The following is a 24,840-nucleotide window of genomic DNA, read 5'->3' as shown; positions in this document are numbered from 1 at the left end:
TTTTTTGAAACGATGTCCGGCATCACCACCACCGGCTCGACGATTTTGACGGGGCTGGATACCGCGTCACCAGGATTACTGATTTGGCGCTCGATGCTGCACTGGCTCGGGGGAATTGGTTTTATCGGCATGGCAGTGGCGATTTTGCCTTTGTTGCGAGTCGGCGGCATGCGTTTGTTTCAGACAGAATCTTCAGACTGGTCAGAGAAAGTGACACCACGCTCTCACGTCGCGGCGAAATATATTCTGGTGCTCTACCTAGGGTTGACCGGGGTGTCCGCTCTGGCGCTATGGGTAGCGGGCATGACGCCTTTCGAAGCGATCAATCATGCGATGTCATTTATTTCAACGGGCGGCTTTTCAACCTCGGATGCATCCCTGGCGCACTGGCCTCAACCGGCTATTCATTGGGTATCCGTGGTCGTCATGATACTCGGCAGCCTGCCCTTCACCTTGTATGTCGCCACACTACGGGGCAACAGACGTGCATTATTAAAAGACCATCAGGTGCGAGGGTTCATTGGGTTTCTGGTGATTACCTGGCTGATATTTGGTACGTGGTTGTGCTTTAACAGTGACTACAGCTGGTGGGAAGCGTTTCGTATCGTGGCCGTCAATGTAACCTCGGTGGTCACGACCACGGGTTTAGCCCTCGGGGATTACACCTTATGGGGCAGCTTTTCTGTTTTGCTGTTTTTCTATTTGACCTTCGTCGGCGGCTGCTCTGGGTCTACGGCGGGAGGGCTTAAAATATTCCGCTTTCAGGTCGCCTCCTCATTGCTATTGGGCAGCCTGAAACAACTGATTCATCCTCGTGCGGTGATTCGGAAAAAATACAACGGCCATCCTATTGACGAAGACATCGCGCGCTCGCTCTTGACCTTTTCATTCTTTTTCACCATCACCATCGGTGGCATTGCCCTGGGGTTGGCGCTGATCGGTCTTGATTGGACGACTGCTTTAAGCGGTGCTGCTACCGCAGTATGCAACGTTGGTCCCGGACTGGGCACGATCATTGGTCCTGCGGGCAACTTCTCGACTTTGCCGGATGCAGCAAAATGGCTGTTGACTGTCGGCATGCTCTTGGGAAGGCTTGAAATTTTGACCGTGCTGGTGCTGCTCACACCCGTCTTTTGGAGGTACTAATTGGGTTGGTAGGAGCGCGTTTTTTATGCCCGCCCGCCGTGGGCGAAAAGCTGACATCCAGGCGCGCTTTAATTTGGCGACCTGTCCACACGCATGGGTGCAGCGGTCTTTTTTGAGGAGCCTAGGTCGTCCAGAAATGCGGCGGTGCTTGGGACGTTCAGACCAGTCAGTTGCTGGTGCGTGGCGCGTTGAAACACACGAATGCTCATTCGATTTCCTTGTCTGGAAGTTTGTTTAAACAGGAACCCGCTCATCATGGAGATATGGTGCGATATTGCGCATCCCGCGCTGAATATATTCTTCTTTTCCCCTACCGGCGCGACGTAGTGAAGTGCGCTCTCAACCCCTGCTCTGCGACGGTGTGACGCCAACGTCAGCTATATCGCAAGCCAGGTGGACATTACATTCCGATCAGCCGCTGACGCAGCTATGCTCGCTAACATACAGACATCGGCCAACTCCTTTGGCAGACTCGAAGCCTGCCGTAGTTGTGTGCTGCTCGTGACGCAGCCATCAGGTCACGAGCGGCGTCGGAGCACTGCCACCCTCATCAAGCCATTCGTCGAGAGAGTGTCATGCAAGGAAACATGGACAGTCATTGGACTAATGTACTCTTCCGGTTCTGGCGTCTGCCTGTCGCTTACTATCGCCAGTGGAGCGAATCACGTCGTAAATTCGAGTACGAACCACTGCTGCGCTCGGAGTTGTTCAGCGCCGAACAGATGGCCAGCCATGGAACTCTACTGGCCCAACAGCACCGTATTAGTGGCCGCACGGCAAAAGACTCGATGCTGGCGCGCCTGGCCGACAACGAGGCGACACTAGCCAGTTGCTGCAAGGCGCTCACTGCGGCACCGTTGTCCGCCCGGCGTGCAACACCGGCAGCGGAATGGTTGCTGGACAATTATTACCTGGTCGAAGAACAAATCCGCACCACCAAATCTCACCTACCCCGAGGCTACAGCCGTGAGTTGCCGCGATTAGCCGATGGCCCGTCGGCCGGATTGCCACGGGTCTACGACATCGCTCTGGAGACCATTTCACATGGTGACGGCAGGGTCGATGAGGAGAGTCTGAGCCGTTTTGTAGTGTTCTATCAGACGATCACACCACTCACGCTCGGCGAATTGTGGGCGATTCCGATCATGCTGCGCCTGGCACTGATCGAGAATCTGCGGCGAGTAGCCTCGCGAGTCATGGCGAACTGGGATGACCGCAACCTGGCCAATGACTGGGCCGATCACTTGATCGAAACCGCCGAACGGGATGCCAAAAGCGTGGTTCTGACGGTGGCTGACATGGCGCGCTCGGGGCCGCCGATGAGCTCATCATTCGTCGCTGAACTGGCGCGACGGCTACAAGGGCAAAGTGCCGCGCTGATACTGCCATTGGCCTGGATCGAGCAGGTGCTCAGCGAGTCAGGACTCAATATCGAGCGTCTGGTGCAGGTGGATGCCCAGCAGCAAGCTGCCGATCAGGTGTCCATTAGCAACAGCATCGCCAGCTTGCGTCTGCTGTCGGCCACCGACTGGCAGGAGTTCGTCGAACATCTGAGCCACGTCGAGCAGGTGTTGCGCACGGACCCGGCAGGGATCTACGCGCGGATGGATTTCGCTACCCGTGATCACTATCGGCATGTGGTCGAACGTTTGGCGAAGAACTGTGACCAGGCTGAAGAAGGCGTCGCGCAAGCGGCCATCGCCCTGGCCGATGCCCGAGTAAGGCTCCCGCCCGAGGGCGACGTGGCCGGACATGTGGGTTACTACCTGGTGGGCCCTGGACTCAATGAGCTCGAGCATCGAATCGCCGCTCGAGTACCCTTGGGCGTGAAATGGCAACGCCTGCTGCTTAACGCTCCACTGACCGTCTACATGGGTCTGGTGCTGATCCTGTCAACGCTGTTCGCCTGGCCTTTCCTTGAGGCCGTTTATCGCGACGCAAGACCTGGATACCTGCTGGCATTGCTCGCGATACCCACGCTGCTGATATCCAGCCACCTGGCTATCGGCCTGGTCAATTTTCTGGTCACTCTCACCATGCCCCCCTGCATTCTTCCCCGACTGGACTACAGCCGGGGTATCCCGGTGCACGCGCGCACGTTGGTGGTCATTCCCACCCTGATAGCTCATTGCGAAGATATTGAAGAGTTGGTCGAAGGCCTGGAAGTACGCTTTCTGGCCAATCGGGATGCCAATCTGCACTTCGCTCTGCTCACCGATTTCATGGATGCCCCCACCCAGGAGCTGGAGCAGGATGCAAGCCTGATGTTGCTGGCACGGCGGCTGATAGAAGCGTTAAATCAGAAATACCCCGATCCACACAATGACCGCTTTTTCCTGTTGCACCGACCAAGACGCTGGAACGAGGCAGAGCAGACCTGGATGGGCTATGAGCGCAAACGCGGCAAACTCGCCGAGCTCAATGCCCTGCTGCGAGGCCGTGACCAAGAGTACTTTTCACTGATCGTTGGCGATATCCAGACACTTACTCCCGTTCGTTACGTGTTCACACTCGACACTGATACCCAACTACCGCGCAATGTTGCGCAGCAATGCATCGGCGCGATGGAGCACCCGCTGAACCATCCCGTGTTCGATCCGCATCAGGGCCATATCAGCAGCGGTTATGCGATTTTGCAACCGCGAGTAGGCATCAGTCTGCCGAGCACTGCGCGCTCTTCCTATGCCCGGCTATTCGGGAGCGATGCAGGTGTCGATCCCTACACTCGCGCTGTTTCGGACGTCTATCAGGATCTTTTCCAGCAGGGTTCATTCATTGGCAAAGGGATCTACGCCGTGGATGCTTTCGAGCACGCTCTGGAAGGCTGTTTCCCGGAAAACCGCATTCTTAGCCACGACCTGATCGAGGGTTGTTATGCCCGCTCGGGGTTACTCAGCGACGTGCAACTGTTCGAAGAATACCCCGCCCGTTACAGCGCCGACGTCAAGCGCCGGCATCGCTGGATTCGCGGGGACTGGCAGTTGTTGCCATGGGTCATGCCCTGGACGCCCAGGGCAGGTGGAGGGCTGGAGCGCAATCGCCTTTGCGCCGTGGCTCGCTGGAAAATTTTTGACAATCTTCGGCGCAGTCTGGAGCCGCCAGCTTTCCTGGCAATGTTGCTGTGGGGCTGGCTTGGAGCAATGCAGTCTTTTTCATGGACCTTCGCGGTGCTTATCCTGGTACTGATCCAACCGCTGTCGAGCGCCTTGCAGGAGCTGATGCAAAAAACCGTCGACGTTCCGATCGAGCAGCATTTGACGGCGGCCCTGGGCGCCTCCAGCCAACACTTTGCGCGGGCGGTACTTCCTCTGGTCTGGCTGCCGTTCGAAGCCTTATACAGCCTGGATGCAATCGGCCGTACGCTATGGCGCATGCTGATCAGCAAGCGCCGTCTGTTGCAGTGGGACCCTTCACGGGAAGTGGAACGCAGCAACAGCAACAAACTGTCTGATCTATACCGTGGAATGTGGATCGCCCCATTGCTGGCGGTGGTCCTTTCTGCACTGTTACTACCCACTCCGAATGTGCTTGCCTTGGCCGGACCATTTTTGCTGCTGTGGCTTGCGAGCCCGGCCGTCGCCTGGTGGCTCAGCCGGCCTTCCCCCCGGGTGGAGTTCAATCCTTCAGCGCAGGAGCTGCGCTTTCTGCGATCCCTGGCGCGCAAAACCTGGGCGTACTTCGATCAATACGTCGGTCCGGCCGACAACTGGTTGCCCCCTGACAACATCCAGGAGCAGCCCCACCCTGCCACTGCACATCGTACATCGCCGACCAACATGGGCATGGCGCTGCTGTCCCACCTGGCCGCGCACGACTTTGGCTATCTGAGTGGTGAACGGCTGCTGGAACGCCTCGATCAGTCCTTGTCCAGCATGGCCGGCCTGGAGAGCTACCGCCGGCACTTCTACAACTGGTATGACACCTTGACGCTCAAGCCCTTGCCACCGCACTACGTATCGACGGTGGATAGCGGGAATCTGGCAGGACTGCTACTGACCTTGCGCCCTGGGCTGCTGGACTTGATGGATGCGCCACTGCTTGATCTGCGGGTGGTCAACGGGCTGATCGACTCCCTGGATGTGCTGCAAGACGCCCTCCTCGCCGCGGGCCTGGACGACCACGACGTGCGAACGCTACAAAGCGAAGCGCTCGTGGCGCAGGTTCGGGTTGTTTCGAGCCCTGACGAAGCCATCGAGACTCTCCTGACCTTGCTGGAGCGCATCAGCGCACCCACTGCCCTCAGCCACTTGGCGACGGTCGGCGAGGCCGCCTTCTGGCTCGAGGCGCTGTACGCGCAATGTCAGGATCTGCAGGCCGAACTGCTGCGCTTCAGGTTGCCGCCCGCCATCGACAGGGCCGAGCCATTGGCACTCAGCTGGCGCCAGTTGGCGCAACTCGATGTCGCTCGCTGGTTGCCGGCTCAGCAGGCTCAAGTGACGTCTGTGCAGCGCCTGGCTGCACAGCGCATTGCCACGGTTACCCGCCTGGCCAATCTGGTCGGCGCCATGGCGAACATGGACTTCACCTTTCTCTATGATGCCCCGCGCGATCTTTTCGCCATTGGCTATAACGCCGACGAGCGCAAGCTGGATACCGGTTATTACGACTTGCTGGCCTCGGAGGTGCGACTGACCAACTTTGTGGTTATCGCCCAAGGCCAGTTACCTCAGGAAGGCTGGTTCAGCCTTGGAAGACTGCTCAGCAGCAACGGTGGCCTACCCGTGCTGCTGTCCTGGTCCGGCTCGATGTTCGAGTACCTGATGCCCATGCTGGTAATGCCCAACTATGAAGGCACCCTGCTCGACCAGACCTGCCGCTCAGCGGTCGCCTTGCAGATAGAGCACGGCAATCAGTTGGGTATTCCCTGGGGGGTTTCCGAGTCGGGTTACAACATTCAGGATGCTCACTTCAACTACCAGTATCGCGCATTCGGTGTACCAGGCCTGGGACTCAAACGAGGCCTTGGCGAGGACACCGTTGTAGCTCCCTATGCCAGCGCCCTGGCGCTGATGGTGGCCCCCGAAGCCTCGTGCCGGAACCTGCAGCGACTTTCCGCGCTAGGCCTGGCCGGGCGCTACGGCCTGTATGAAGCCGTGGACTTTACCGAAGCGCGCTTGCAGCGCGGACAGCGTTGCGCAGTCGTCTATTCCTTCATGGCGCACCATCAGGGTATGAGCCTGCTCGCGCTGACGTGCCTGCTACTTGACCGGCCAATGCAGCGACGTTTCGAATCCGACCCACAATTCCAGGCGACCGCCCTGCTGTTACAGGAGCGTGTGCCGAAGACCGCCGCGCAATACCTGCATGTCTCAAGCGCGCCGGCTGCGGACCGGGCATCACGAATACATGAAACCAAGCTGCGGGTCTTTACCGATCCTGACCGCAAACGCCCTGCGGTGCAGTTGCTCTCCAACGGTCGCTACCATGTGATGGTCAGCAGTGCAGGCGCAGGTTACAGCCGTAGCAACGAAATTGCGGTTACCCGCTGGCATGAAGACTTCACCTGCGATAACTGGGGTATGTTCTGCTACCTGCGCGATGTTGCAAGCGGCACATTCTGGTCTGCCGCGCACCAACCGACGTTGCGCCAACCGGAAAGCTACGAAGCCATCTTCACTGATGCCCGTGCCGAATTCCGTGTACGTGAGCAAGACTTCGACACTCATACCGAAATCGTCGTATCACCGGAGGACGACATCGAGTTGCGCCGCCTGCACATCACCAACCGTGCGCGGGTGCGCCGCAGCATAGAACTCACCAGCTACGCCGAGGTAGTGCTGGCTTCGGCCATCAGCGACGCGATACACCCGGCCTTCAGCAATCTGTTCGTGCAGACCGAACTGTTGCGCGCGCTGCAGGCAATCATCTGCACCCGTCGACCGCGCTCCAGCCAGGAAACAGTACCCTGGATGTGTCATTTGCTGGCAGCGCACGGTGTACATGTCGATGCGATCTCCTACGAGACCGACCGCGCGCGCTTTATCGGTCGTGGGCGCAGTGTCGTGGCCCCGGCGGCAATGGACGATGAGGTTGAAGAATTGTCAGGAACCGCCGGCCCGGTACTTGATCCGATTGTAGCGATACGTTGTCGCATCACCCTGAACCCCGGTCAGACGGCGACCATCGACCTGGTTACTGGCCTTGCCGACAGCCGTGACAACTGCCTGCACCTGATCGACAAGTATCGCGACCGTCATCTGGCCGATCGCGTCTTTGACCTGGCCTGGACCCATAGCCAGGTGCTGCTGCGCCAGCTCAACGCGTCACTGGCCGACGCGCGTCTGTTCGAACAGATGGCCGCGTCGATCATCTATGCCAACGCCGCATTGCGGGCCGAGAGCAGCGTGCTGGTGGCCAACCGGCGCAACCAGTCCGGCCTCTGGGGCCAGGCGATATCGGGTGACTTGCCCATCGTGCTGCTGCAGATCAGCGATCTGGCCAACATCGAGTTTGTACAGCAGATGGTCAAAGCTCATGCCTATTGGCGTCAGAAAGGCCTGTCGGTAGATCTGGTGATCTGGAACGAGGACCAGGCCGGCTATCGGCAGCAACTGCAGGACCTGATTATGGGACTGGTCACCTCGGGCAGTGAAGCGAGCCTGGTCGACCGTCCTGGCGGGATTTTTGTGCGGCCGGCGCAGCAGTTGTCGAACGAGGACCGGACACTGATGCTATCGGTGGCCCGGCTGGTACTCAACGATGGCCACGGCAGCCTGGCCGATCAGGTCCATCGGCGCCGCGCGGACCCTCTGCTCCCCAGGCTCGAACCGAGTCTTGTGCGAGTGGAGCAACCACCCATGGTCTGTGCCGCACAAAACGACCCTCCCTTGATATTGAACAATCCCTACGGTGGCTTCAGCCCGGACGGTAACGAATTCGTAGTGATCCTGCGGCCAGGCAAACCCACACCAGCGCCCTGGGCCAACGTGCTGGCCAACGCGCAATTCGGCACGGTGATTTCTGAACGCGGCGGTGCTTACACCTGGAGCGAGAATGCTCACGAATATCGTCTCACCCCGTGGCATAACGACCCGATCTCTGACCCCAGCGGTGAGGCGTTGTACCTGCGCGACGAAGATACAGGACACTTTTGGTCGCCGACCCCGCAACCCTGCCCAGGTAGCGGCCTTTACCTTACTCGCCACGGTTTCGGCTACAGCGTATTCGAGTATGAAGAGGACGGCATCCATACCGAGTTGTGGGTCTATGTGGCGCTGGATGCACCGATCAAATTCTCGCGCCTGAAAATTCGCAATACCAGCGGCCGGCCGCGGCGTTTGTCGGCAACGTGCTACGTGGAGTGGGTACTGGGGGATTTGCGCAGCAAGTCGGCCATGCATGTGGTCACGGAGGTGGACCCATTCAGTGGCGCGCTGTTTGCGCGCAATGCCTTTTCGATCGAGTTCTCCGGTCGCGTCGCCTTTCTCGACACGGACTCGACGGGGCGCAGTTTTAGTGGTGATCGTGCGGAATTTCTTGGTCGCAACGGAAACCTGCAAACTCCGGCAGCACTGACTCGTGCCCGACTGTCTGGACGCTGTGGTGGTGGTTTCGACCCGTGCGCAGCGATGCAGGTCGCACTGGAGCTGGCGGACGGCGAAAGCCAGGACGTGGTGTTCCGTCTCGGTGCCGAGCAGGACGCCAAATCAGCCACCCACCTGGTGCAGAAATACCGCGGCGCCAAGGCCACGACGGGCGAACTGGACGCTGTGCGTATGCATTGGCACACGACTTTGGGGGCCATACAAATTCAGACTCCCGATCCAGCCATCGATGTGCTGGTCAACGGCTGGCTGATGTATCAGGTCATCGCGTGCCGCTTCTGGGCGCGCAGCGGTTATTACCAATCCGGCGGAGCCATTGGCTTTCGTGATCAGTTGCAGGACAGCATGGCAATGATTCATGCCGACCCGGCTGCCGCGCGCCGCCACCTACTGCTCTGCGCCGCACATCAATACCCCGAAGGCGATGTACAACACTGGTGGCATCCACCGCAAAGTCGGGGTGTGCGAACGGGCTGTTCCGACGACTTTCTTTGGCTGCCTCTGGCAACCAGCCGCTACGTGTACATCACAGGTGATCGTAGCGTGCTGAGCGAAGTGGTGGGTTATATCGAGGGACGCGCACTGAATGCTGGCGAAGACTCCTACTACGATTTGCCTGGCAGTTCGCAACTCCAGGAAAGCCTCTACCAACATTGCGTGCGCGCTATTGAGCATGGCCTCAGACGCGGATCCCATGGGCTGCCGTTGATGGGGGGCGGAGACTGGAATGACGGAATGAATCGAGTCGGCGAGCAAGGCCTTGGTGAGAGCGTGTGGCTTGGCTTCTTCGGCTACGAGGTGCTGCTGCAATTCTCCAGTACTGCGCAGTTGGAAGGCGACATTGTCTTCGCCCAGCGTTGTACTGACCAGGCGGCGACCTTGCGTGTGAGCCTGGAAAATCAGGGTTGGGATGGCGCTTGGTACCGCCGCGCTTACTTCGACGATGGCCAGGTATTGGGCTCTGCGAATAACGAGGAATGTCGTATCGACTCCATAGCGCAAAGCTGGTCGGTGCTCTCCGGGGCTGCGTCGCAGGTACGGCGCCGAACTGCGATGGATTCACTGGATTTGCACTTGGTCCGGCGCGATACCGGCGTGGTGTTATTACTGGACCCGCCGTTCGACAAGGGTGCACTGGATCCCGGCTACATCAAAGGCTACGTACCTGGCGTACGCGAGAACGGAGGCCAGTACACTCACGCTGCCGTTTGGGCAAGTATGGCTTTCGCCCGTCTCGGTGACAGCGACAAGGCATGGGAGCTGCTGCGCATGATCAATCCCATCAGCCGTCGCAGCGCTGCACAAATCGAAACGTACAAGGTTGAGCCTTACGTGATGGCCGCCGATGTCTACGGGGTTGCGCCCCATACAGGACGCGGCGGATGGACTTGGTACACCGGCTCGGCGGGCTGGACGTATCGCCTGATCGTTGAATCACTGCTGGGACTGACACGCTGCGCCAACTCGCTGCGCATTGAACCGGTGCTGCCAGCCAATTGGCCTGGCTTCACGCTCCATTATTGGTTCGGTGCGACCCTCTATCACATCGAGGTGCGCCAAAACGAAGACGCAACGCACACACTCAGCCTAGATGGCACGCTACTCACGGATGCGACGTTAGGACTGCTGGACGATGGGATCGAACACCGCATTTTGGCGACTTGTCCGAAATCTACGGCGGTTAGTGAGGGGTGCGCCACATCAACTTCTTAACGGCAGTTGTAACAGGGGGCTCTGAGCGATAGCGCACAGAGCACCCGTTTTGAACTAGGCTGAGAGAGAAAGGACTCATTCTCTGAACGGTGGCGTTATATGTTCGATGCACTCAAGTCACAACAGAACTATCTGCTTGCCGCACTCCCTGACCAAGTCCAGAACCGCCTCCTCCCTGACCTTGAACTGATCTCCTTGCCCCTCGGCAAGGTGCTGTACGAGTCTGGAGATACGCTTCGCCATGTCTACTTCCCTACCGACTCTATCGTTTCACTGCTCTCTGTAATGGAAAGCGGAGCCTGCGCGGAAATCGCAGTGGTTGGCAATGAAGGTCTGGTGGGCATTGGTGTGTTCATGGGCGGTGAAAGTACGTCTAGCCGGGCGGTTGTGCAAAGTGCCGGGCATGCTTTCCAACTGCCAGGGCCGCGACTCAAGGATGAGTTCAATCGTCATGGCGAAATGCTGCTGTTTATGCTGCGCTACACCCAGGCATTAATCACGCAGATGGCCCAGACCGCAGCATGTAACCGCCACCACTCGATAGATCAGCAGTTGTGCCGCTGGCTCTTGCTTTCGCTTGATCGCTTGCCTGGTAATCAGTTGACCATGACTCAAGAGCTGATTGCCAATATGCTCGGCGTTCGCCGCGAGGGTGTTACCGATGCAGCGGGCAAACTTCAAAGGCAGGGCGTGATCGAATACAGTCGCGGCCGCATCAACGTGCTAGACAGACCTAAGCTTGAGCAGCTGAGCTGCGAGTGTTACGCCGTGGTCAGAAATGAAACCGACCGCTTACTCCCCTACCTTCCCGTGCACCGCTCTGATTGATTCGAAGCCCTCCCTCGCTCTGTCCTGTCGCGAACAGACCGCAACAATGACCCCTAGAACTTCAAAAAGAACGCAAAACTCCCCGTGGCCTGAACCCATCAACCTCAGCACACCAGCTTCAATATCTCTGTCGTCGTGGTTTCAAGTTCTATCAGAAACTGGTGAGTTTGGAATCGAAAATCTTCGAGACTCGTTGTCATCAAACACCTCGGCGCTTACGTTCCCGTTTTGGATCAACATCGTCACGCCATAAGTCTGACGTCCGTTACCTCGTGCCGGGAGGCAGTTTGGGTTTTTTGGAGGGTGGGATGTGTGCCATTCAATTTCCGGCTCAGCGAAGGTGCTCCACCGTCGTTGAGTCGGTCAAACGCAGGACTGCATTTGGCCGGATAGCGACCAAGGTGATCGCCACCGGGTGAAGTGGATCAGACCTCCGTTTGCTCTGCCATCTCCAGAGCGTCATCTACTTCGATACCTAGGATCGGACGGTACTCTCTAGTTTCGTATGCCCGAAAGCAGTTGTACTGTCCTAAGGTTCTTCGTCCGTCAGTAGATTAGGCTCGCCTTGGTTCTGCGCATCGTGTGAGTCCGATAGGCTGAGGAGTCTAGGCCTATTGATACTACCCAAGCATGGACAATTCGAGCGTACTGCCGAGTCGACAGATGTTGAGAGTCGCGTAGGCGGCTCCGAAACAGAAAGTCCTCATTACGAAGCGCTGCTTGGTGGATCCATTTCTCGACCGCGCCTCTTGTCTGCTCGGTGATCTCGAACTGTACAGGTCGCTGAGTTTTCTGCCGCATCTTGAATGCCCGTGACGACACTCGATCACCATGTGCAATGTCCCGTACACGGAGCTTGACCAGATCACATGCCTGCAACTTACTGTCGATGGCCAGATCAAAAAGCGCTAGATCTCGAGTTTTTTGGTAAATCTGCAAACGGACACGGATGGCTCAGTTGTCTTTCAGTCGAAGCGGGGCCTTTTGCCTGACCAGCTTACTTTTGTTCCAAGACTGGCGTCTTTGACTGGCGTTTGGTGTGGTCATGACGAGTACCTCCTAGTGAAGGAACTCCAACCATTGCACCTGTCGATTCGAAAGGAGCCGCACACCCCTAATGGTCGTGAAACGGACCCAAAGCAGTCAGTCAATGTGGCATAAGATTTGGTCGATTCGTACGTTGCCCTCGCTCATACAATATCTCGATTTGGCATCGGGGCTCCCAGCTGTGAGTAATCTGCGGTGCTGCTGCTCGACGTCGTTTTCCGTGGAAAGCGTACATTGATGGCCTATTTCATGTTCGCTGAAAGAATGAATTTTGGGGGTAAGTCACCGCTCATAACTTTAGGTGACGAGCGTTTCCAGCAAATCGCTCACGTAGTCAAGGAGTGGAGTTCTCATGAACCCAATATCAACAGGGAGCGAAAGCGCACTCCTTCCGCATTGATTCTTGTCGTTGAGGACGAGCCGGTAATTCTCGAATTCTTATGTGAGATATTGCAACAAGAAGGGTTCACGACTGAAGCGAAGGGTAGCGCAGACGCGGCGATGGAATTTCTTGATCGCTATGCAGACAACGTGTGTCTTTTACTGACAGAACATCACCATGCCGGGGAGTTTGAACGGTGCAGCCTTGGCCAACCTGGCAGATAGCCGATGGCCGACCATTCCTCTATTGATTATGTCTGGTTTCGAAACGCCCGAAAGCTCAGGTGTGAAGCGCCCAGTCTCATTTATACGGAAACCTTGGGCGATAGGACAAATGCTTGACTGCGTAAAAAATGCATTGAAATTGTCCCCTGGACCGGTCGAATAGTCTGGCGAGCCGCTTTCGACGCAAAACGGACACACTGTCATTCGGGCCCGCACAGGCATTACGGTAATTCGGCTATGACATTGTGCAATCACCGTTTGAGATAGGCTTGCGTAGCCTCTTCCATCAACGCTCTCCCATCGATGAAGCTGAGGCCCGCGAAGTCTACCAACGCGGCGATGTAACCATCCGTAAAGCCCTTCTCATACAACCGATCGTCTTCATCGAGTTCTTCAATCATGGCGTCTATCAGCACGCGGGTGGCGAGCTTTAGCCTCTCCGTGTCCATTCTGATCAACCTCCGATCTACCCTTTCGAGCCGCGCTCGTTTCTACTATTTTAGTGAGCGCGCTGGAAAAATATTGAGCCTTTTATCGGGGATCAATACCATTGCTGCGTACCACCACCTGCACTCACACGATCAGTCAGCCAGTGTGAGGGCGCAATCCCTGTTGCTGCATTTGCGCGCCCATCCTCGGGTCGGCGCAGCCATATTCAATATGGCTATGATTTTTGGCCGAACTCATGGAGCAGGCTACTAAAATGAAGACGTTCGGTAACCGATTGAAAGAGGAGCGCACGGCTCTGGGCCTCTCCCAGCAAGAGCTCGGCGCTCTGGGAGGTGTTTTGGCAAACGCCCAAAGCAAGTACGAGAAGGGATCTCGGTTCCCCAGGGCCGACTACTTGACGGCCATCGCCATCGGGGGCGTTGACGTTCTCTACCTTTTGACGGGGAAGAAGTCCCGGTTTCAAGAAGCTCTGCCCGATGAAGAAACCCAAGTCATCGCGAATTATCGCCGCCTTAACCAAGGCGATCGAAATGCCATTGCACGGCTTGCGTCATCGCTTGCTGAGTTCTCGGCCCCGGGCAACAGTGACTCCTAATGCGGTAGTACTACAGGCCTCAGTTTCAGGACGAACAAGATCATGCGGATTCTCATAAGGGCAGTAGCGCAAGTCTTTGAGCTCCTTGAGGAGCACGGATCAAATGGATATTTATCGGCACAATTAGCGCTAGGCACGTCAAATCCCGAATAAAAACCTGGGAATCAAATTCACCGACCATACAAAACCTTCGAGCTCGAATTAGCTCAGTCGTGGGGTTTGTAGGGTGTACCATCCAAGCTATTCGCATCCACGAAGTGACGCATGTCCATGGAAAGCGACGAGACCCGTAGGATCGCGACATCGACTGCTCGGCGAGCTGGGGAAGCCCCTAGCGCAGAGGAAGTCGCCAACGCGATCGTGGCAACCCTGAGAGATGTGTACATTGTTCTCACCCCTATCCTTGGCCAGGGAGGAGTTGCTGCGCTCTACAGACGCAGCCTCCATCTGTGCTCCTCACGTCACCAATGCCTTTGCAACTTTAATGAAAGCTCAGATCCCGATTTTGCCTGGCTGAGATCTCTGCTCGCGCAGCAAAGCAGCGACATGGCCACACTCTACGGCGACGACTTGCTGAAGACCTTCAACGACCTACTGTCATCGCTCATCGGATCTTCTCTTTCCGAGCGCTTGCTTCGCTCCGTGTGGGAGAAATCTTTAAGCGACACCTCATCGCAGGATACTTCGCCATGACCACCAAAGTGACAATCAACCGCTTGGCCACCGGCGTGCCAGGACTGGACGAGGTGCTTGGCGGAGGATTGCCGGAGTTTTCGTTCAACTTGATCGCCGGGCCTCCAGGTTGCGGGAAGACCACCTTGGCCCATCAGATGATGTTCGCCCTCGCAACGCCTGAACGCCCGGCGCTGTTCTTTACAGTTTTGGGCGAGCCGCCACTGAAAATGCTGCGCTATCAGCAGCAGTTCGATTTCTTCGACAGTGACGTAATCAACCATTCGATCCGCTACATCAACCTGTCTGACGACACGCTGACGGGCGATCTGGATGAAGTGCTGCGGCGCATCGTCAGCGAGGTCGAGGCCCACGGCCCGTCACTGGTGTTCGTCGACTCGTTCCGTTCGGTGGTGCTGGTGAGCCAGACTCAAGCCAATCCGAACAACAACCTGCCGCAGTTTATTCAGCAACTGGGCATGTTGATGACCACATGGCAGGCGACCACCTTCCTGATTGGCGAATACTTCACCGAAACCGACACCAATCCGATTTTCACCGTGGCCGATGGCCTGATCTGGCTGCGCCAGAGCGTTCAGCGTAATTCTATGGTGCGCAAAATAGAGATCATGAAAATGCGCGGCCAACCGACGCTACCTGGCTTGCACTCTTTTCGTATCAGTAACGCTGGTATCAAGATATACGCCCCTGCAGTCAACCAGATCAAAACAAGCAAACCCTTTGAGAGGTTGCCTGTACTCGATTCGCGCCTGTCGATGGGAGTGCCAGACTTAGACGAAATGCTCGGTGGTGGCTTGCCACGCGGTTATTCACTCTTGGTGGCGGGCCCATCCGGTTCTGGAAAAAGTATCCTCGCAACAACCTTCCTCGCGGAAGGGGCACGGTTAGGAGAAACCGGTGTAATAGCGGTGTTCGAGCAGCGCCCGGATCACTCGCAAAACGCCACGCTGGCAAACCTAATCAAAACTGGCCAGGTGGGTCTGGTAGACAGTCGTTCACCCGATTTGTCGATTGAGGAGATTGTCCACCAGCTTCTTCAAGAGATCGAACGCCTTGGCGCCAGCCGAGTGGTCATCGACTCTCTGTCGGGTTTCGAACTGTCGTTGGCGCCGACGTTCCGAGAGGACTTCCGGGAGTCGCTTTCGTGCCTAGTCAGCTCATTGACCAGTGCAGGTGTCACCGTACTGATGACTTCGGAGCTTGAAGATCGCTATACCGACCTTCGCTTCAGTCCCTACGGCACAGCTTTTTTAACCGACGCGATCATTGTGCAGCGTTACATAGAAGTCGATAGTCGATTACTGCGGATCATGGCGGTGGTAAAAGTTCGTGCCAGCGCCCATTCCGATCAGTTACGTGTGTACCGTATCGACGCTCAAGGCATTCGTATAGGCGAGATGCTCGTGGATCAAGAAGGGATACTGGGTGGCAGGCCGACTCAGAAAAAGCACCAACAACCGATACAGCAGTCTGAAACGGGTAATCGTGAGCCCCTTTTATGAGCGGGATGGATGGCAACGACAAGCAAGCTCTGTCCATCGTAAACAGCGAGTTGGCTCTCCTTGTTCAACGAACTCAGGAGGCTCGCGTAAAGCTCGCAGCATTGGAGCAGGAGGTGCTGAATACTGGAATGGAAACATCGAGACGCCCGCCGTGCTGATGACTCCGATCACCGCAAGCGATGAGGCAACAAACGCCGAAAGTGTGCGACGCATCATCAGTAATATGGCGGCACCTGCCGCGCCAACCAACCCCAGTACGGGCAACAGCCACAACAAAGGATAATGACCATAGTTGGCCATCCAGGCTCCCGTTTCGCGCACCACTGACTTGTTGAGAATGTCGGGCAGTCCGGGGGTATCAACGACTGACGTGATGCGATAGCCATCTATGGATTGCAGCCAGATACCGGCAACGATGAATGAGCACACCAGTACGATCGCCGCGCCAATTGAACCTTTAATTGCCCTGGCTTGAATTGCACCTTCAGTGCGATGTGCCAGATAGCCGAGCGATCGCATCCCAATGTGGTTGCTGCTATTGCGCTGGCCAACAAAACTGCGCGCATTGCTTGGGCGATGCTGCGTCACGGCACTGATTACCAACCGGATCAGGCAGCGGCCTGATCTATCTACCCGACGTGATCTACGAGAGAAACAACTCTTCACCACGATTGCGAAGCAACCTGAACGATGGCAAACCGGTCGAACCGGCGTCGACAAAACCCTTTAATGTCTAAGTGCGAAAAGCACAATAGCCCATCATGGCCCTGCATCGAAACGATGCCGTATTTAGAGGCCGAATATACGTGTGCAGTCGGCTCGAGTGCCAAAGCAAAGGGGCTTGCAATGAGGAGGAGTCCATATACAGACATTCACAATATGAAATCGACGTTATGAATGACTGATTTCCAGGGTCGCGCGAAGTCCCCCGCAAGGTCGATTCTCCAGCCTGATCTGACCGCCCAGGCGTGTGGCGATGGTCTGCACGATGGTCAGCCCCAGACCCGCACCCTGGTCATTTGCGCGGCTGTAGAACCGCTCGAAAAGCCGATCACGTTCGGCTTCGTCAATGCCAGGTCCCTGATCGTCGACAGACAGCTCGAAATGTCCCTGGTTCTTTGCCAGCCGCACGGTGATGACCCCGTGTTCCGGAGAGAAGTTCGCTGCATTTGTCACCAGATTGTTCAGCGCAATGTCAATGGCCGCGGCATCGGCCTTGACCCGATAAACCCCGTCGCTGACATCGAAAGCCAGTTCCAGCCCCTTGCTCAATAACCAGGGCGTCAGCTGAACCAGACCTTCGCGAACCGTGGCCACCAGGTCGATGTATTGCAGCTGCGGAGCACCTGATTGCGGTTCAAGGCGGGCCATGGTGAGCAACTGGTTAACCAGCCGACTGGTGCGGTCCACGCCGACGATCAAATACTCGAGCGATTCGCGGCGTTCTTCCTCGGTCCCCGCCTCCAGCAAGTTCTGCGCATGAACCCGGAGCACCGCCAGAGGTGTACGCATCTCATGGGCAGCATCGGCAATAAAGCGTCGCTCACGTGCCAGCACCTCGCGGATTTGCACCAGCAAGCGATTGAGGGCTGCCTGCATGGGTTCAAGTTCACTGGGCAAAGGCATCAGTTGCAACGGGTCAAGGGAACCCGAATGCCGCGCACGCAAAGTTGCCGCCATATTCGCCAAAGGCTTGAGGCCCCAGCCGATGGCCAACCAAATCACTGCGGCGAGAATCAGGCTACCGATCAGATTGGGCACCAGCGTGTGGCGAACGATGCGATCAACCAGATCGGCGCGCACATCATCGCGCTCACCGACCCAGACTTTCAGGCCGTATTGGCTGTCATCCAGCACAAATGCCCGCCATGTATGGTTCTTCAGGTCAACCACATCGCTGAAGCCCGGCTTGATCGGCGTGGAAGTAAAGGACGGAGCACTGGCTGTGTGAACCAGCAGTTCACCTCGCGAATTCCATACCTGGAAAGCGATCTTGCTTTCATAGGGGTGACCGTCGATTTTCGGGGTCGCCAGGCTCAACGCCTGATTGAAGGCCTGATAAAGCTCGGCGTGCTCCTTGCTGGCCATCGGCATGCGCATGACGCCTTGCAACAAACGTGCGTTCTGGGCCAATTGGGCATCATAGACTTCATCAATTTCATGCTTGCTGTCGTGGAGATTGAACACACTGATAATCAACAGGCCGACGAACAACAGCCCGAGGATCAGTATCAGTGTCCGGCGCCTGATGGACATCATCGGCGCTCTTCCACCAGGTAGCCGACACCGCGAATGGTGCGGATCAAATCCGTGGAAAATTTCTTGCGCAGATGATGTATGTGCACCTCCAGGGTGTTGCTCTCCGCTTCTTCGTTCCACCCGTATAGCAACTGCATCAACCGCTCACGGGTCATCACCCGCCCCGGAGGCGACAGCAATTCGTAGAGTAGCTGGTATTCCTTGGGAGTCAGCGCCACGGCTTGGTCGTGATAGGTCACCTGCTGGGTACTGGGATCCAGACAGATACCGGCATGCTCGATCATCACTCGAGCGCGGCCGGCACTGCGGCGCAAAAGCGCCCGCAGCCGGGCTTTCAATTCAGCCAGGTCGAAGGGTTTGACCAGGTAATCATCGGCGCCGGCATCCAGACCGGCAATACGGTCTTCGGTGGCATCACGTGCCGTGAGAATCAGCACCGGCAGGTTCGACCCGCTCTGGCGCAAGCGACGCAACACTTCAAGGCCGTCCATCCGTGGCAGGCCGAGGTCGAGTACCGCCAGGTCAAAGGTTTCACTGAGCAGCGAATGCAAGGCGCTGCTGCCGTCTTTCAGCCAGTCGACGGTGTACCCCTCTCGACTCAGGGCCTGGTGAATACCCTCGCCCAAAGCAACGTCATCTTCAATCAGTAATAGGCGCACTCAGACTCCTGTCAGTTCAGTTTTTTACCGACATCGACCAGCAGCGCCTGAATCTCCTGGCGCCGACCACTATCCGCCACTTCCCGTCCTGGACGGGCGGGCGCTTGCAGAGCCTTGAGCAAGGCCGCCTTGGCTTCGCCGTAACGACCTTGACGATAGAGATGGTCACCCCAGAAGTACAGACTGTCGATGCCATCGGGGTTGAGTGCCAAGGCTTGTTTCAACAGTTGCTCGGCTTTGTCCGCGTCACCAAAACCGATGGGCCAGCCAGGCACTCGATCATACAGCGCCGCCAGGCTGGTATAGGCCGAGCCTTGCAGGGCATGCGGCTCCAGCGCCAGGGCTTTTTCGAAGTCGACACGGGCGGCCTTGACCTTGCTCAGCGCGCCCAATCCGCCCTGCGCACCCGCCCAACTGCTAGTGACGATGCCGGACCAGATCCAGGCTTCGGCGGCATTCTGGCGGGCCTGAGTAAAGGCTGTCGCTTCCCCGGCGAGCTTTTCAAAGGCTGCGGTACGCTGTGCGGCCGGCAACTCGTATTGGATGTGCGCCCAGCTGTGCTGAATGCTGGCAAGACGCTGTTGATCCACACTGTCGAGTGCCCATGCGGCGCCGCTTGACACGCCTAGAAGGACACAGAAAATCATCTTTTTCATGGTTTGGGCTTCTCGCTTTCTTGCGGGTGGCTGAGTCGGCGAATCAATGGCAGTTGCTTGCGCAAGCCACGGTCCACCAGATTGGGCAGCAGGCTGTTCAAGCGTACGAAGAAGCGCTCAGGCCAGCCCAGGTAAAGATCCCGATGATCCCCGGCAATGGCATGGACCACCGCGTTGGCAACGGTTTTCGGGTCGTCGACACTGGACTTCAGCGCATCGTTCAAGGCTTGTGCAGCGGGACTGTTCATTGATGTACGAGTGGCCCGGGGAGCGACATACAGAACGCCGACCCGGGTATCCGCCAGTTCACGACGCAAGGCCTCGGAGAAACCCCGCAGAGCGAACTTGCTGGCGCAGTAGCTGGCGTACCCCGGATAGCCGATGGAGCCGTAGATCGATCCGACATTCACCACCATCGCGGTTTCAGCCTCCTTGAGCAGCGGCAATAACGTACGGGTCAGGCAAATCGGCGCGCTGATGTTCAGGGCCAGCATCGAGGTGATTTCGTCATCCTCCAACTGTTCAAGCATGGCGAAATGGTTGGTGCCAGCAGCGTTGATCAGCATATTCACGCCACCGATGGCTTTGGCTGCGGCGAGGACCTTGCGTCGGTCGGTGATGCAGGTCAGGTCCGCGGCGATCCACCAAAGCTGGTCGGGATAAAGAGCCAGCAAGGGTTCCAGAGGTTCTCTGTGTCGTGACACCGCCAGGACATGGGCGCCACTGGCACACAGCGCGCGAGTGATAGCCAGCCCAATACCGCCGCTGGCCCCGGTCAATACGACCCGTACTTCAGAAAGACGCATGCGCGGTCTCCCCGGTTCCGGACCTGGGTGTCACGCCGGGCAACTCGCGGAACATGTCGGTGTAGAGCTTGTAGACAACCCTGGAGGCATGAATCACCGCGGCCTGGTCGGCCGCATCCTCCAGGCGATTCATCAGCCGGCGATAGGTCTGCATGTGTTCCACATCCAGCGCACCGTGAGAACTGAGGTAGCTGAAGGCGGTTGCAGGCAGTTCGAGTCGCTCCCGAATGCTATCGGCGGCATGGGTCGCCAGCGCGATGCTGGTGCCTTCCAGTACATTGACCATGCCGAACAGACCCACCGGGTTACCCCGCCCGATCAAGTCGTAAAGAAAGCTGACCATCAACTCGATCGGTAGCCCGGGCCGGCCTGCTATGACGACGTCCCTGTTACCGCCACAAGCGACGATGTCATCGAGTACCCATTGTTCATGACCGTACTCTTCTTCGATGTATTCGCAGACCGCACCGCGCAACCATTCGAGGCGAACCGGCAGGCGCGCACCGCAGGCCATCATCAGCGGGACGGTGTGGCGGACGTGGTAATAAGCCTGGGTCAGAAAGGCCTGATAACTTTCCAGGCTGACTTGCCCGGCAAGCGCATCGCGGATGACGGGCAGGTTGAACAAGGTGTGACGCTCCTGCTGAGTCGCCTCTTGCAGGGTGTCGAAGAAACTCATGATGTAGATTCCTCGGAGGGGACGGATGAGGTGAGCCATTGCCGGTAGTGTTCGACAATGGCTTCGCGACGGGGGCGGCCGTTCGCAGTGAGCAAGCCGTTGGCTGGCGTAAAGGGTTGATCGAGACGGGTCCAATGGTGAACCTGGGCATAATCGGGCAACGCCTGATTGGCCTGTGCCACTGCGGCGTCGAGCTCACTGTCGGTGCACTGCGCGGTGTGCGGCCACAGCAATGCATGGTTACTCGGCAGTGCTTCGCCATAGACGAATGCCTGGGCGATGTGGCTGCGCTGGGTCAATTCAGCCTCGACCCATTCGGGGTTCACATTGCGGCCAAAACTGGTGACGAACTGGTGCTTCTTGCGGCCTTTGAGATAGAGAAAGCCTTCGGCGTCGAACTCACCCAGATCACCACTGTGCCACCAGTCACCGGACTCAGGCGCCTCCCCCAGGTAACCCAGCATCGGTGAACCGCTGATCAGTACTTCGCCGTCCTCGGCCAGACGAACCTGCACTTGCGGCAAGGGTTTGCCGACGCTGCCGGGGCGCAGAGCACCTGGCCGGTTGAGACACACCACCGAGGCGCATTCGGACAAGCCATAGCCCTCGTAAACCGGCAGACCAAGACGTTGTGCCCGTTGCAGCAGGTCCAGCGAGACCCGGGCGCCACCCACCGCAGCAAAGCGCAATGTCGCGAAATTGAAGGTTTTTTTCTCGGCAGCCTTGACCAGCAGCAGCAACAATTGCGGTACCAGAATCAAGCTTTCAGGTTTGCGCCGGGCCAGACAGCCGAGCAGCTTCGGAACGTCCACCCCGCTTGCCCCTTGAATCCCCAATGTTCGCTGGCTCGGCAGGCTCAAGGTGGCACCGGCATACAGCGCAGCGTAACAACCGAGGTTTTCCAGCAGGATCGCCATCGGTAGCAACGCCAAGTGATGGCGCGGGTCGTTGGGCCGGCTGGCTTGATCCAGCTCGCGAGCAACCGTCAGCAGGCTGTCGGCACTCAGGCAGACGCCTTTCGGGGTGCCGGTGGTGCCGGAAGTGAACGTAAGCTTTGCAGTGCCCTCGGGGATGCGCCTGGGACCGGTGAACGATCGGTGCCAGAATTCGCCGCGCTTCACATAACCGGCGAGTTCCAGCTCAGGGGCCAGATCAGCCTCGGCGATGACCAGTTGCGCCTGGCTCTGCTCCAGACAGTAACTACGCTGGGCAGGACTGAAGAAGCCCGGCAATGTCAGACAGGTCAGCCCTTCGAACAGCACCGCAAGATCCCAGAGCATGGCGTCCGCGCCGTTCTCCAGGACCAGGGCTACTACACCAACCCGTTCATCTCGCAGGCGTTGTTGCCGATAGACCACCTCCGCGTACAGCGTGGCGTAGTCCAGCCGCAACTCATTACCCCATATCGCCAGGGCGTTGGTCTTTTGTTCGGCATGTTTGCGTAGTGTCTGCTGGAATCGCAGTACTTCAGGCGACATGACTGGTTTCCTCGAGCGACGACGGCAAACCGAGGCGGTTGAACATCCCCATATTGCGCAAGTGAATGAAGCCGGCGCGAATATTGCCCACATGCACGGACGGCTGACTCTGGTAGTAACTGCCCCAGGCGTGTCGGTCTTCCCCCAGGCGCTGTGGATCGGCGACGCACAGCGTTACGGGCCGCAAGCCCAGGCGATGGAAGCTGTTGACCAGGCCGATGCTGCCGGTAAACGCCACCCACTCCAGACCGCCCATCGCCAGCACATAGGTCATGGCGACGATGCTCAGGCGGGCGCTGCCGGTATCGACGGCGGCAAGATTGCCAACCTCGACAATGCTCGTACGGTCAACCGGGCGATCGGCAGCCGCACCAATCTGCGGCTCGATCGGATCGTCCAGGTAGCGCTCGAGAAACATCGCCCCGGCACTGGCCAACCGCACGCCAACCACCGCATTAAGCGTGCCCGCTGCGTTTTTGAGCCCGAACAGTTCAGGCATGAAATGGCGAATCTCGGCGCCATGGGCCTGACGAAAACGCTGCTGAATAAAAGCCTCGAATGTCGGGCGCGACTCATCATTGGGCAATACCCTGAGCAGACTCATGACGGGCGTCTCAGCATTGCCGAAATGCAGGGGTAAACGGATGTTCCAGTCGAAACCGGGCATTGGAAGAACTCCTCCCGTGAATAATCAGGGTGGAGTATCAGTCGTGATTCTTAAGGGAGTCTGAAGGAGGTGCATCAAGATAAAGGGGGCGCAGTCTTCAGGCTGCCTTAAGACTGCCGAGCCAAGGTGTCGTAGACCAACAAGCTGATTAGCTGAATCACTTGGCTTCTCTTGCTACCGCAATGACGCGGACGGCTTGCAACGACACCCACGAGGTCCGCTTATGAACCCGGATTTATTGCCGCAACGCTATGCAAGACTATCAATCACTCTGCACTGGCTGATGCTGGCGCTGTTTGTCGGTGTCTACGGCTGCATTGAGATCAAAGGGCTGCTACCACGCGGTCATGGCTTGAAGGCTCCACTGCTGGGTGCTCATGCCCTGTTTGGAATGGCGATTTTTGCCTTGGTCTGGATCCGCTTGCTAGGCCGCTTGAAACCACGTCCGCCGATTCTGCCCTCTCCGCCGGTCTGGCAGACCGCACTGGGACGCCTGAGCCACCTGGCGCTGTACGTGCTGATGATCGCCACACCGATATTGGCTTGGCTGATGCTCAGTGCCGCCGGTAAACCGGTTCCCTGGTTCAGGTTCGCCCTGCCCTCGCCGATCGGTCTGGATTCCACACTGACCAAACAATTCAAAGAGTGGCATGAGTTGATTGGCAATGCCGGGTACTGGCTGATCGGATTACACGCCGGCGCGGGGCTTTATCATCATTACTGGATCGGCGATAACGCCCTTGCGCGGATATTACCCAAGCGCCTGTAACCCTTGCATTGCGATGTCAATGCCCCGGTTTTACTGGCATCGCCCAATGTCAGCCTCGGGTCGAGGCTGTGTGAAACGTTTTAGAGCAGGTTTGACAGTCAGAACTGGAACGAAAATCGCGATCCCGGACAAATTTCAGGTCTGCTGGTTAACCAAACGCTGGCAGTTTTTAGTAGTAACGCAGACTTCAAAGCGTGCATGCGTTTTTACACAGCCCGGGTCGATTTCGGTCAGTCGTGATGGGCAAGAATCGGCCAGAACCGAACTCTGCCGACTTGAATGCCCCTAACTGATCTACATTGAACTGTCCAAGATGATCGACTCTTGTTGTGAATCTCTGACTCATCATCTCAAATCACCTTCTGCGCAGCATTGATCAATGTCTCGATCTGAGCGATCTGCGCCATTACCTCGCCGATTTCTATAGCCCGATTGGGCGTCCGTCGATTGATCCTGAACTGATGATCCACATGCTAATCGTGGGCTATTGCTACGGTATTCGCTCAGACCGGCGGTTGTGCGACGACCCATTTAAACCTGGCGCATCGCTGGTTTTTCCGGTTGAGCCTTGAAGATAAAGTACCCAACCACTCTACTTTTCCCAAAAATCGACACGGCCGTTTTCGGGACAGTGATCTGCTTCGCTGGTTGTTTAATGAAGTACTGCGTCGCTGTGGACGCAGGCTTGGTCAAAGGCGCATTCTGGCACTGGCCTGGCGTCCCGCTCGGGTCGATGAGTCGTT

General features: G+C 57.5%; 15 protein-coding genes and 3 pseudogenes. 8 read left to right on the top strand and 10 right to left on the bottom strand.

Annotated elements, in window-relative coordinates; genetic code table 11:
- From F8N21_RS06550 to F8N21_RS06540, 3 genes are all read left to right on the top strand, one after another.
- Positions 1-1,146, top strand: a 1,146-nt coding sequence (locus tag F8N21_RS06550) for a TrkH family potassium uptake protein (RefSeq protein WP_150641337.1), incomplete at its 5' end; no start/stop codon positions are given.
- Between the two features lie 587 nt (positions 1,147-1,733).
- Complete coding sequence (locus F8N21_RS06545; protein ID WP_150641348.1) at positions 1,734-10,403, top strand: GH36-type glycosyl hydrolase domain-containing protein; 8,670 nt, start codon at positions 1,734-1,736, stop codon at positions 10,401-10,403.
- 99 nt (positions 10,404-10,502) lie between these two features.
- The gene (locus F8N21_RS06540) at positions 10,503-11,231 is read left to right on the top strand and encodes a Crp/Fnr family transcriptional regulator (protein ID WP_150641336.1); all 729 of its coding nucleotides are present in this window, start codon (positions 10,503-10,505) and stop codon (positions 11,229-11,231) included.
- A gap of 425 nt (positions 11,232-11,656) precedes the next feature.
- On the opposite strand, the pseudogene F8N21_RS06535 reads toward F8N21_RS06540, so the two are convergent.
- A pseudogene (locus F8N21_RS06535) lies at positions 11,657-12,182 on the bottom strand (tyrosine-type recombinase/integrase).
- Positions 12,183-12,641: 459 nt separating this feature from the next.
- Here F8N21_RS06535 and F8N21_RS06530 point away from each other — a divergent pair.
- Positions 12,642-13,047 (top strand): annotated as a pseudogene (locus tag F8N21_RS06530) (response regulator).
- 88 nt (positions 13,048-13,135) lie between these two features.
- Here F8N21_RS06530 and F8N21_RS06525 read toward each other — a convergent pair.
- The gene (locus tag F8N21_RS06525; protein ID WP_150641335.1) at positions 13,136-13,333 is read right to left on the bottom strand and encodes a hypothetical protein; all 198 of its coding nucleotides are present in this window, start codon (positions 13,331-13,333) and stop codon (positions 13,136-13,138) included.
- A 254-nt stretch (positions 13,334-13,587) separates the two neighbouring features.
- Between F8N21_RS06525 and F8N21_RS06520 the strand changes: the two genes are divergently transcribed.
- Together F8N21_RS06520 and F8N21_RS06510 are read left to right on the top strand one after the other, a co-directional pair.
- Positions 13,588-13,929 (top strand): helix-turn-helix domain-containing protein, encoded by a 342-nt coding sequence (locus F8N21_RS06520; protein WP_150641347.1) that lies wholly within the window; start codon positions 13,588-13,590, stop codon positions 13,927-13,929.
- Positions 13,930-14,618: 689 nt separating this feature from the next.
- Complete coding sequence (locus F8N21_RS06510) at positions 14,619-16,124, top strand: ATPase domain-containing protein (RefSeq protein ID WP_150641334.1); 1,506 nt, start codon at positions 14,619-14,621, stop codon at positions 16,122-16,124.
- Here the strand turns inward: F8N21_RS06510 and F8N21_RS06505 are convergent.
- The 8 genes from F8N21_RS06505 to F8N21_RS06465 all read right to left on the bottom strand — a co-directional run bounded on the left by F8N21_RS06505 (position 16,119) and on the right by F8N21_RS06465 (position 23,328).
- On the bottom strand, positions 16,119-16,712 hold the full coding sequence (locus F8N21_RS06505) for a cytochrome d ubiquinol oxidase subunit II (RefSeq protein ID WP_412071620.1): 594 nt from the start codon (positions 16,710-16,712) through the stop codon (positions 16,119-16,121). The two genes, F8N21_RS06510 and F8N21_RS06505, sit on opposite strands and share 6 nt — an antisense overlap.
- A 303-nt stretch (positions 16,713-17,015) precedes the next feature.
- On the bottom strand, positions 17,016-18,383 hold the full coding sequence (locus F8N21_RS06495; protein WP_150641333.1) for an ATP-binding protein: 1,368 nt from the start codon (positions 18,381-18,383) through the stop codon (positions 17,016-17,018).
- A complete protein-coding gene (locus F8N21_RS06490) occupies positions 18,380-19,042 on the bottom strand; it encodes a response regulator (protein ID WP_150641332.1) in 663 nt (220 codons plus the stop codon). The genes F8N21_RS06495 and F8N21_RS06490 overlap by 4 nt, the downstream gene beginning before the upstream one ends.
- A gap of 11 nt (positions 19,043-19,053) precedes the next feature.
- Positions 19,054-19,698 carry a tetratricopeptide repeat protein gene (locus F8N21_RS06485; RefSeq protein ID WP_150641331.1) on the bottom strand — a complete coding sequence of 215 codons (645 nt, stop codon included), beginning with the start codon at positions 19,696-19,698 and terminating at the stop codon, positions 19,054-19,056.
- On the bottom strand, positions 19,695-20,504 hold the full coding sequence (locus F8N21_RS06480) for an SDR family oxidoreductase (protein ID WP_150641330.1): 810 nt from the start codon (positions 20,502-20,504) through the stop codon (positions 19,695-19,697). Before F8N21_RS06480 ends, F8N21_RS06485 begins: the two co-directional genes overlap by 4 nt.
- Positions 20,491-21,183, bottom strand: coding sequence for a TenA family transcriptional regulator (locus F8N21_RS06475; RefSeq protein WP_150641329.1), 693 nt, complete (start codon positions 21,181-21,183; stop codon positions 20,491-20,493). The genes F8N21_RS06480 and F8N21_RS06475 overlap by 14 nt, the downstream gene beginning before the upstream one ends.
- On the bottom strand, positions 21,180-22,661 hold the full coding sequence (locus F8N21_RS06470) for an AMP-binding protein (protein ID WP_150641328.1): 1,482 nt from the start codon (positions 22,659-22,661) through the stop codon (positions 21,180-21,182). Before F8N21_RS06470 ends, F8N21_RS06475 begins: the two co-directional genes overlap by 4 nt.
- Positions 22,651-23,328 carry a thermostable hemolysin gene (locus F8N21_RS06465; RefSeq protein ID WP_150641327.1) on the bottom strand — a complete coding sequence of 226 codons (678 nt, stop codon included), beginning with the start codon at positions 23,326-23,328 and terminating at the stop codon, positions 22,651-22,653. The genes F8N21_RS06470 and F8N21_RS06465 overlap by 11 nt, the downstream gene beginning before the upstream one ends.
- Positions 23,329-23,551: 223 nt before the next feature.
- Between F8N21_RS06465 and F8N21_RS06460 the strand changes: the two genes are divergently transcribed.
- Positions 23,552-24,097, top strand: a complete 546-nt coding sequence (locus tag F8N21_RS06460) for a cytochrome b (RefSeq protein ID WP_150641326.1) — start codon at positions 23,552-23,554, stop codon at positions 24,095-24,097.
- Positions 24,098-24,441: 344 nt separating this feature from the next.
- Positions 24,442-24,794: pseudogene (locus F8N21_RS06455) on the top strand (transposase); the annotation flags it as partial.
- Positions 24,795-24,840 lie beyond the last annotated feature (46 nt).

The sequence above is a fragment of the Pseudomonas fluorescens genome, assembly GCF_902497895.1.
Lineage (GTDB): Bacteria > Pseudomonadota > Gammaproteobacteria > Pseudomonadales > Pseudomonadaceae > Aquipseudomonas > Aquipseudomonas fluorescens_BP.
Note: the sequence above shows the minus strand (reverse complement) of the source record. Positions and strands in the feature narration are given on the sequence as shown.

What these genes read in the sequence shown, in the direction of transcription:
- F8N21_RS06545 (WP_150641348.1), top strand. Translation starts at nt 1,734, where the DNA reads ATGGACAGTCATTGGACTAATGTACTCTTCCGGTTCTGGCGTCTGCCT.
- F8N21_RS06540 (WP_150641336.1), top strand. Translation starts at nt 10,503, where the DNA reads ATGTTCGATGCACTCAAGTCACAACAGAACTATCTGCTTGCCGCACTC.
- F8N21_RS06525 (WP_150641335.1), bottom strand. Translation starts at nt 13,333, where the DNA reads ATGGACACGGAGAGGCTAAAGCTCGCCACCCGCGTGCTGATAGACGCC.
- F8N21_RS06520 (WP_150641347.1), top strand. Translation starts at nt 13,588, where the DNA reads ATGAAGACGTTCGGTAACCGATTGAAAGAGGAGCGCACGGCTCTGGGC.
- F8N21_RS06510 (WP_150641334.1), top strand. Translation starts at nt 14,619, where the DNA reads ATGACCACCAAAGTGACAATCAACCGCTTGGCCACCGGCGTGCCAGGA.
- F8N21_RS06495 (WP_150641333.1), bottom strand. Translation starts at nt 18,383, where the DNA reads ATGATGTCCATCAGGCGCCGGACACTGATACTGATCCTCGGGCTGTTG.
- F8N21_RS06485 (WP_150641331.1), bottom strand. Translation starts at nt 19,698, where the DNA reads ATGAAAAAGATGATTTTCTGTGTCCTTCTAGGCGTGTCAAGCGGCGCC.
- F8N21_RS06480 (WP_150641330.1), bottom strand. Translation starts at nt 20,504, where the DNA reads ATGCGTCTTTCTGAAGTACGGGTCGTATTGACCGGGGCCAGCGGCGGT.
- F8N21_RS06475 (WP_150641329.1), bottom strand. Translation starts at nt 21,183, where the DNA reads ATGAGTTTCTTCGACACCCTGCAAGAGGCGACTCAGCAGGAGCGTCAC.
- F8N21_RS06470 (WP_150641328.1), bottom strand. Translation starts at nt 22,661, where the DNA reads ATGTCGCCTGAAGTACTGCGATTCCAGCAGACACTACGCAAACATGCC.
- F8N21_RS06465 (WP_150641327.1), bottom strand. Translation starts at nt 23,328, where the DNA reads ATGCCCGGTTTCGACTGGAACATCCGTTTACCCCTGCATTTCGGCAAT.
- F8N21_RS06460 (WP_150641326.1), top strand. Translation starts at nt 23,552, where the DNA reads ATGAACCCGGATTTATTGCCGCAACGCTATGCAAGACTATCAATCACT.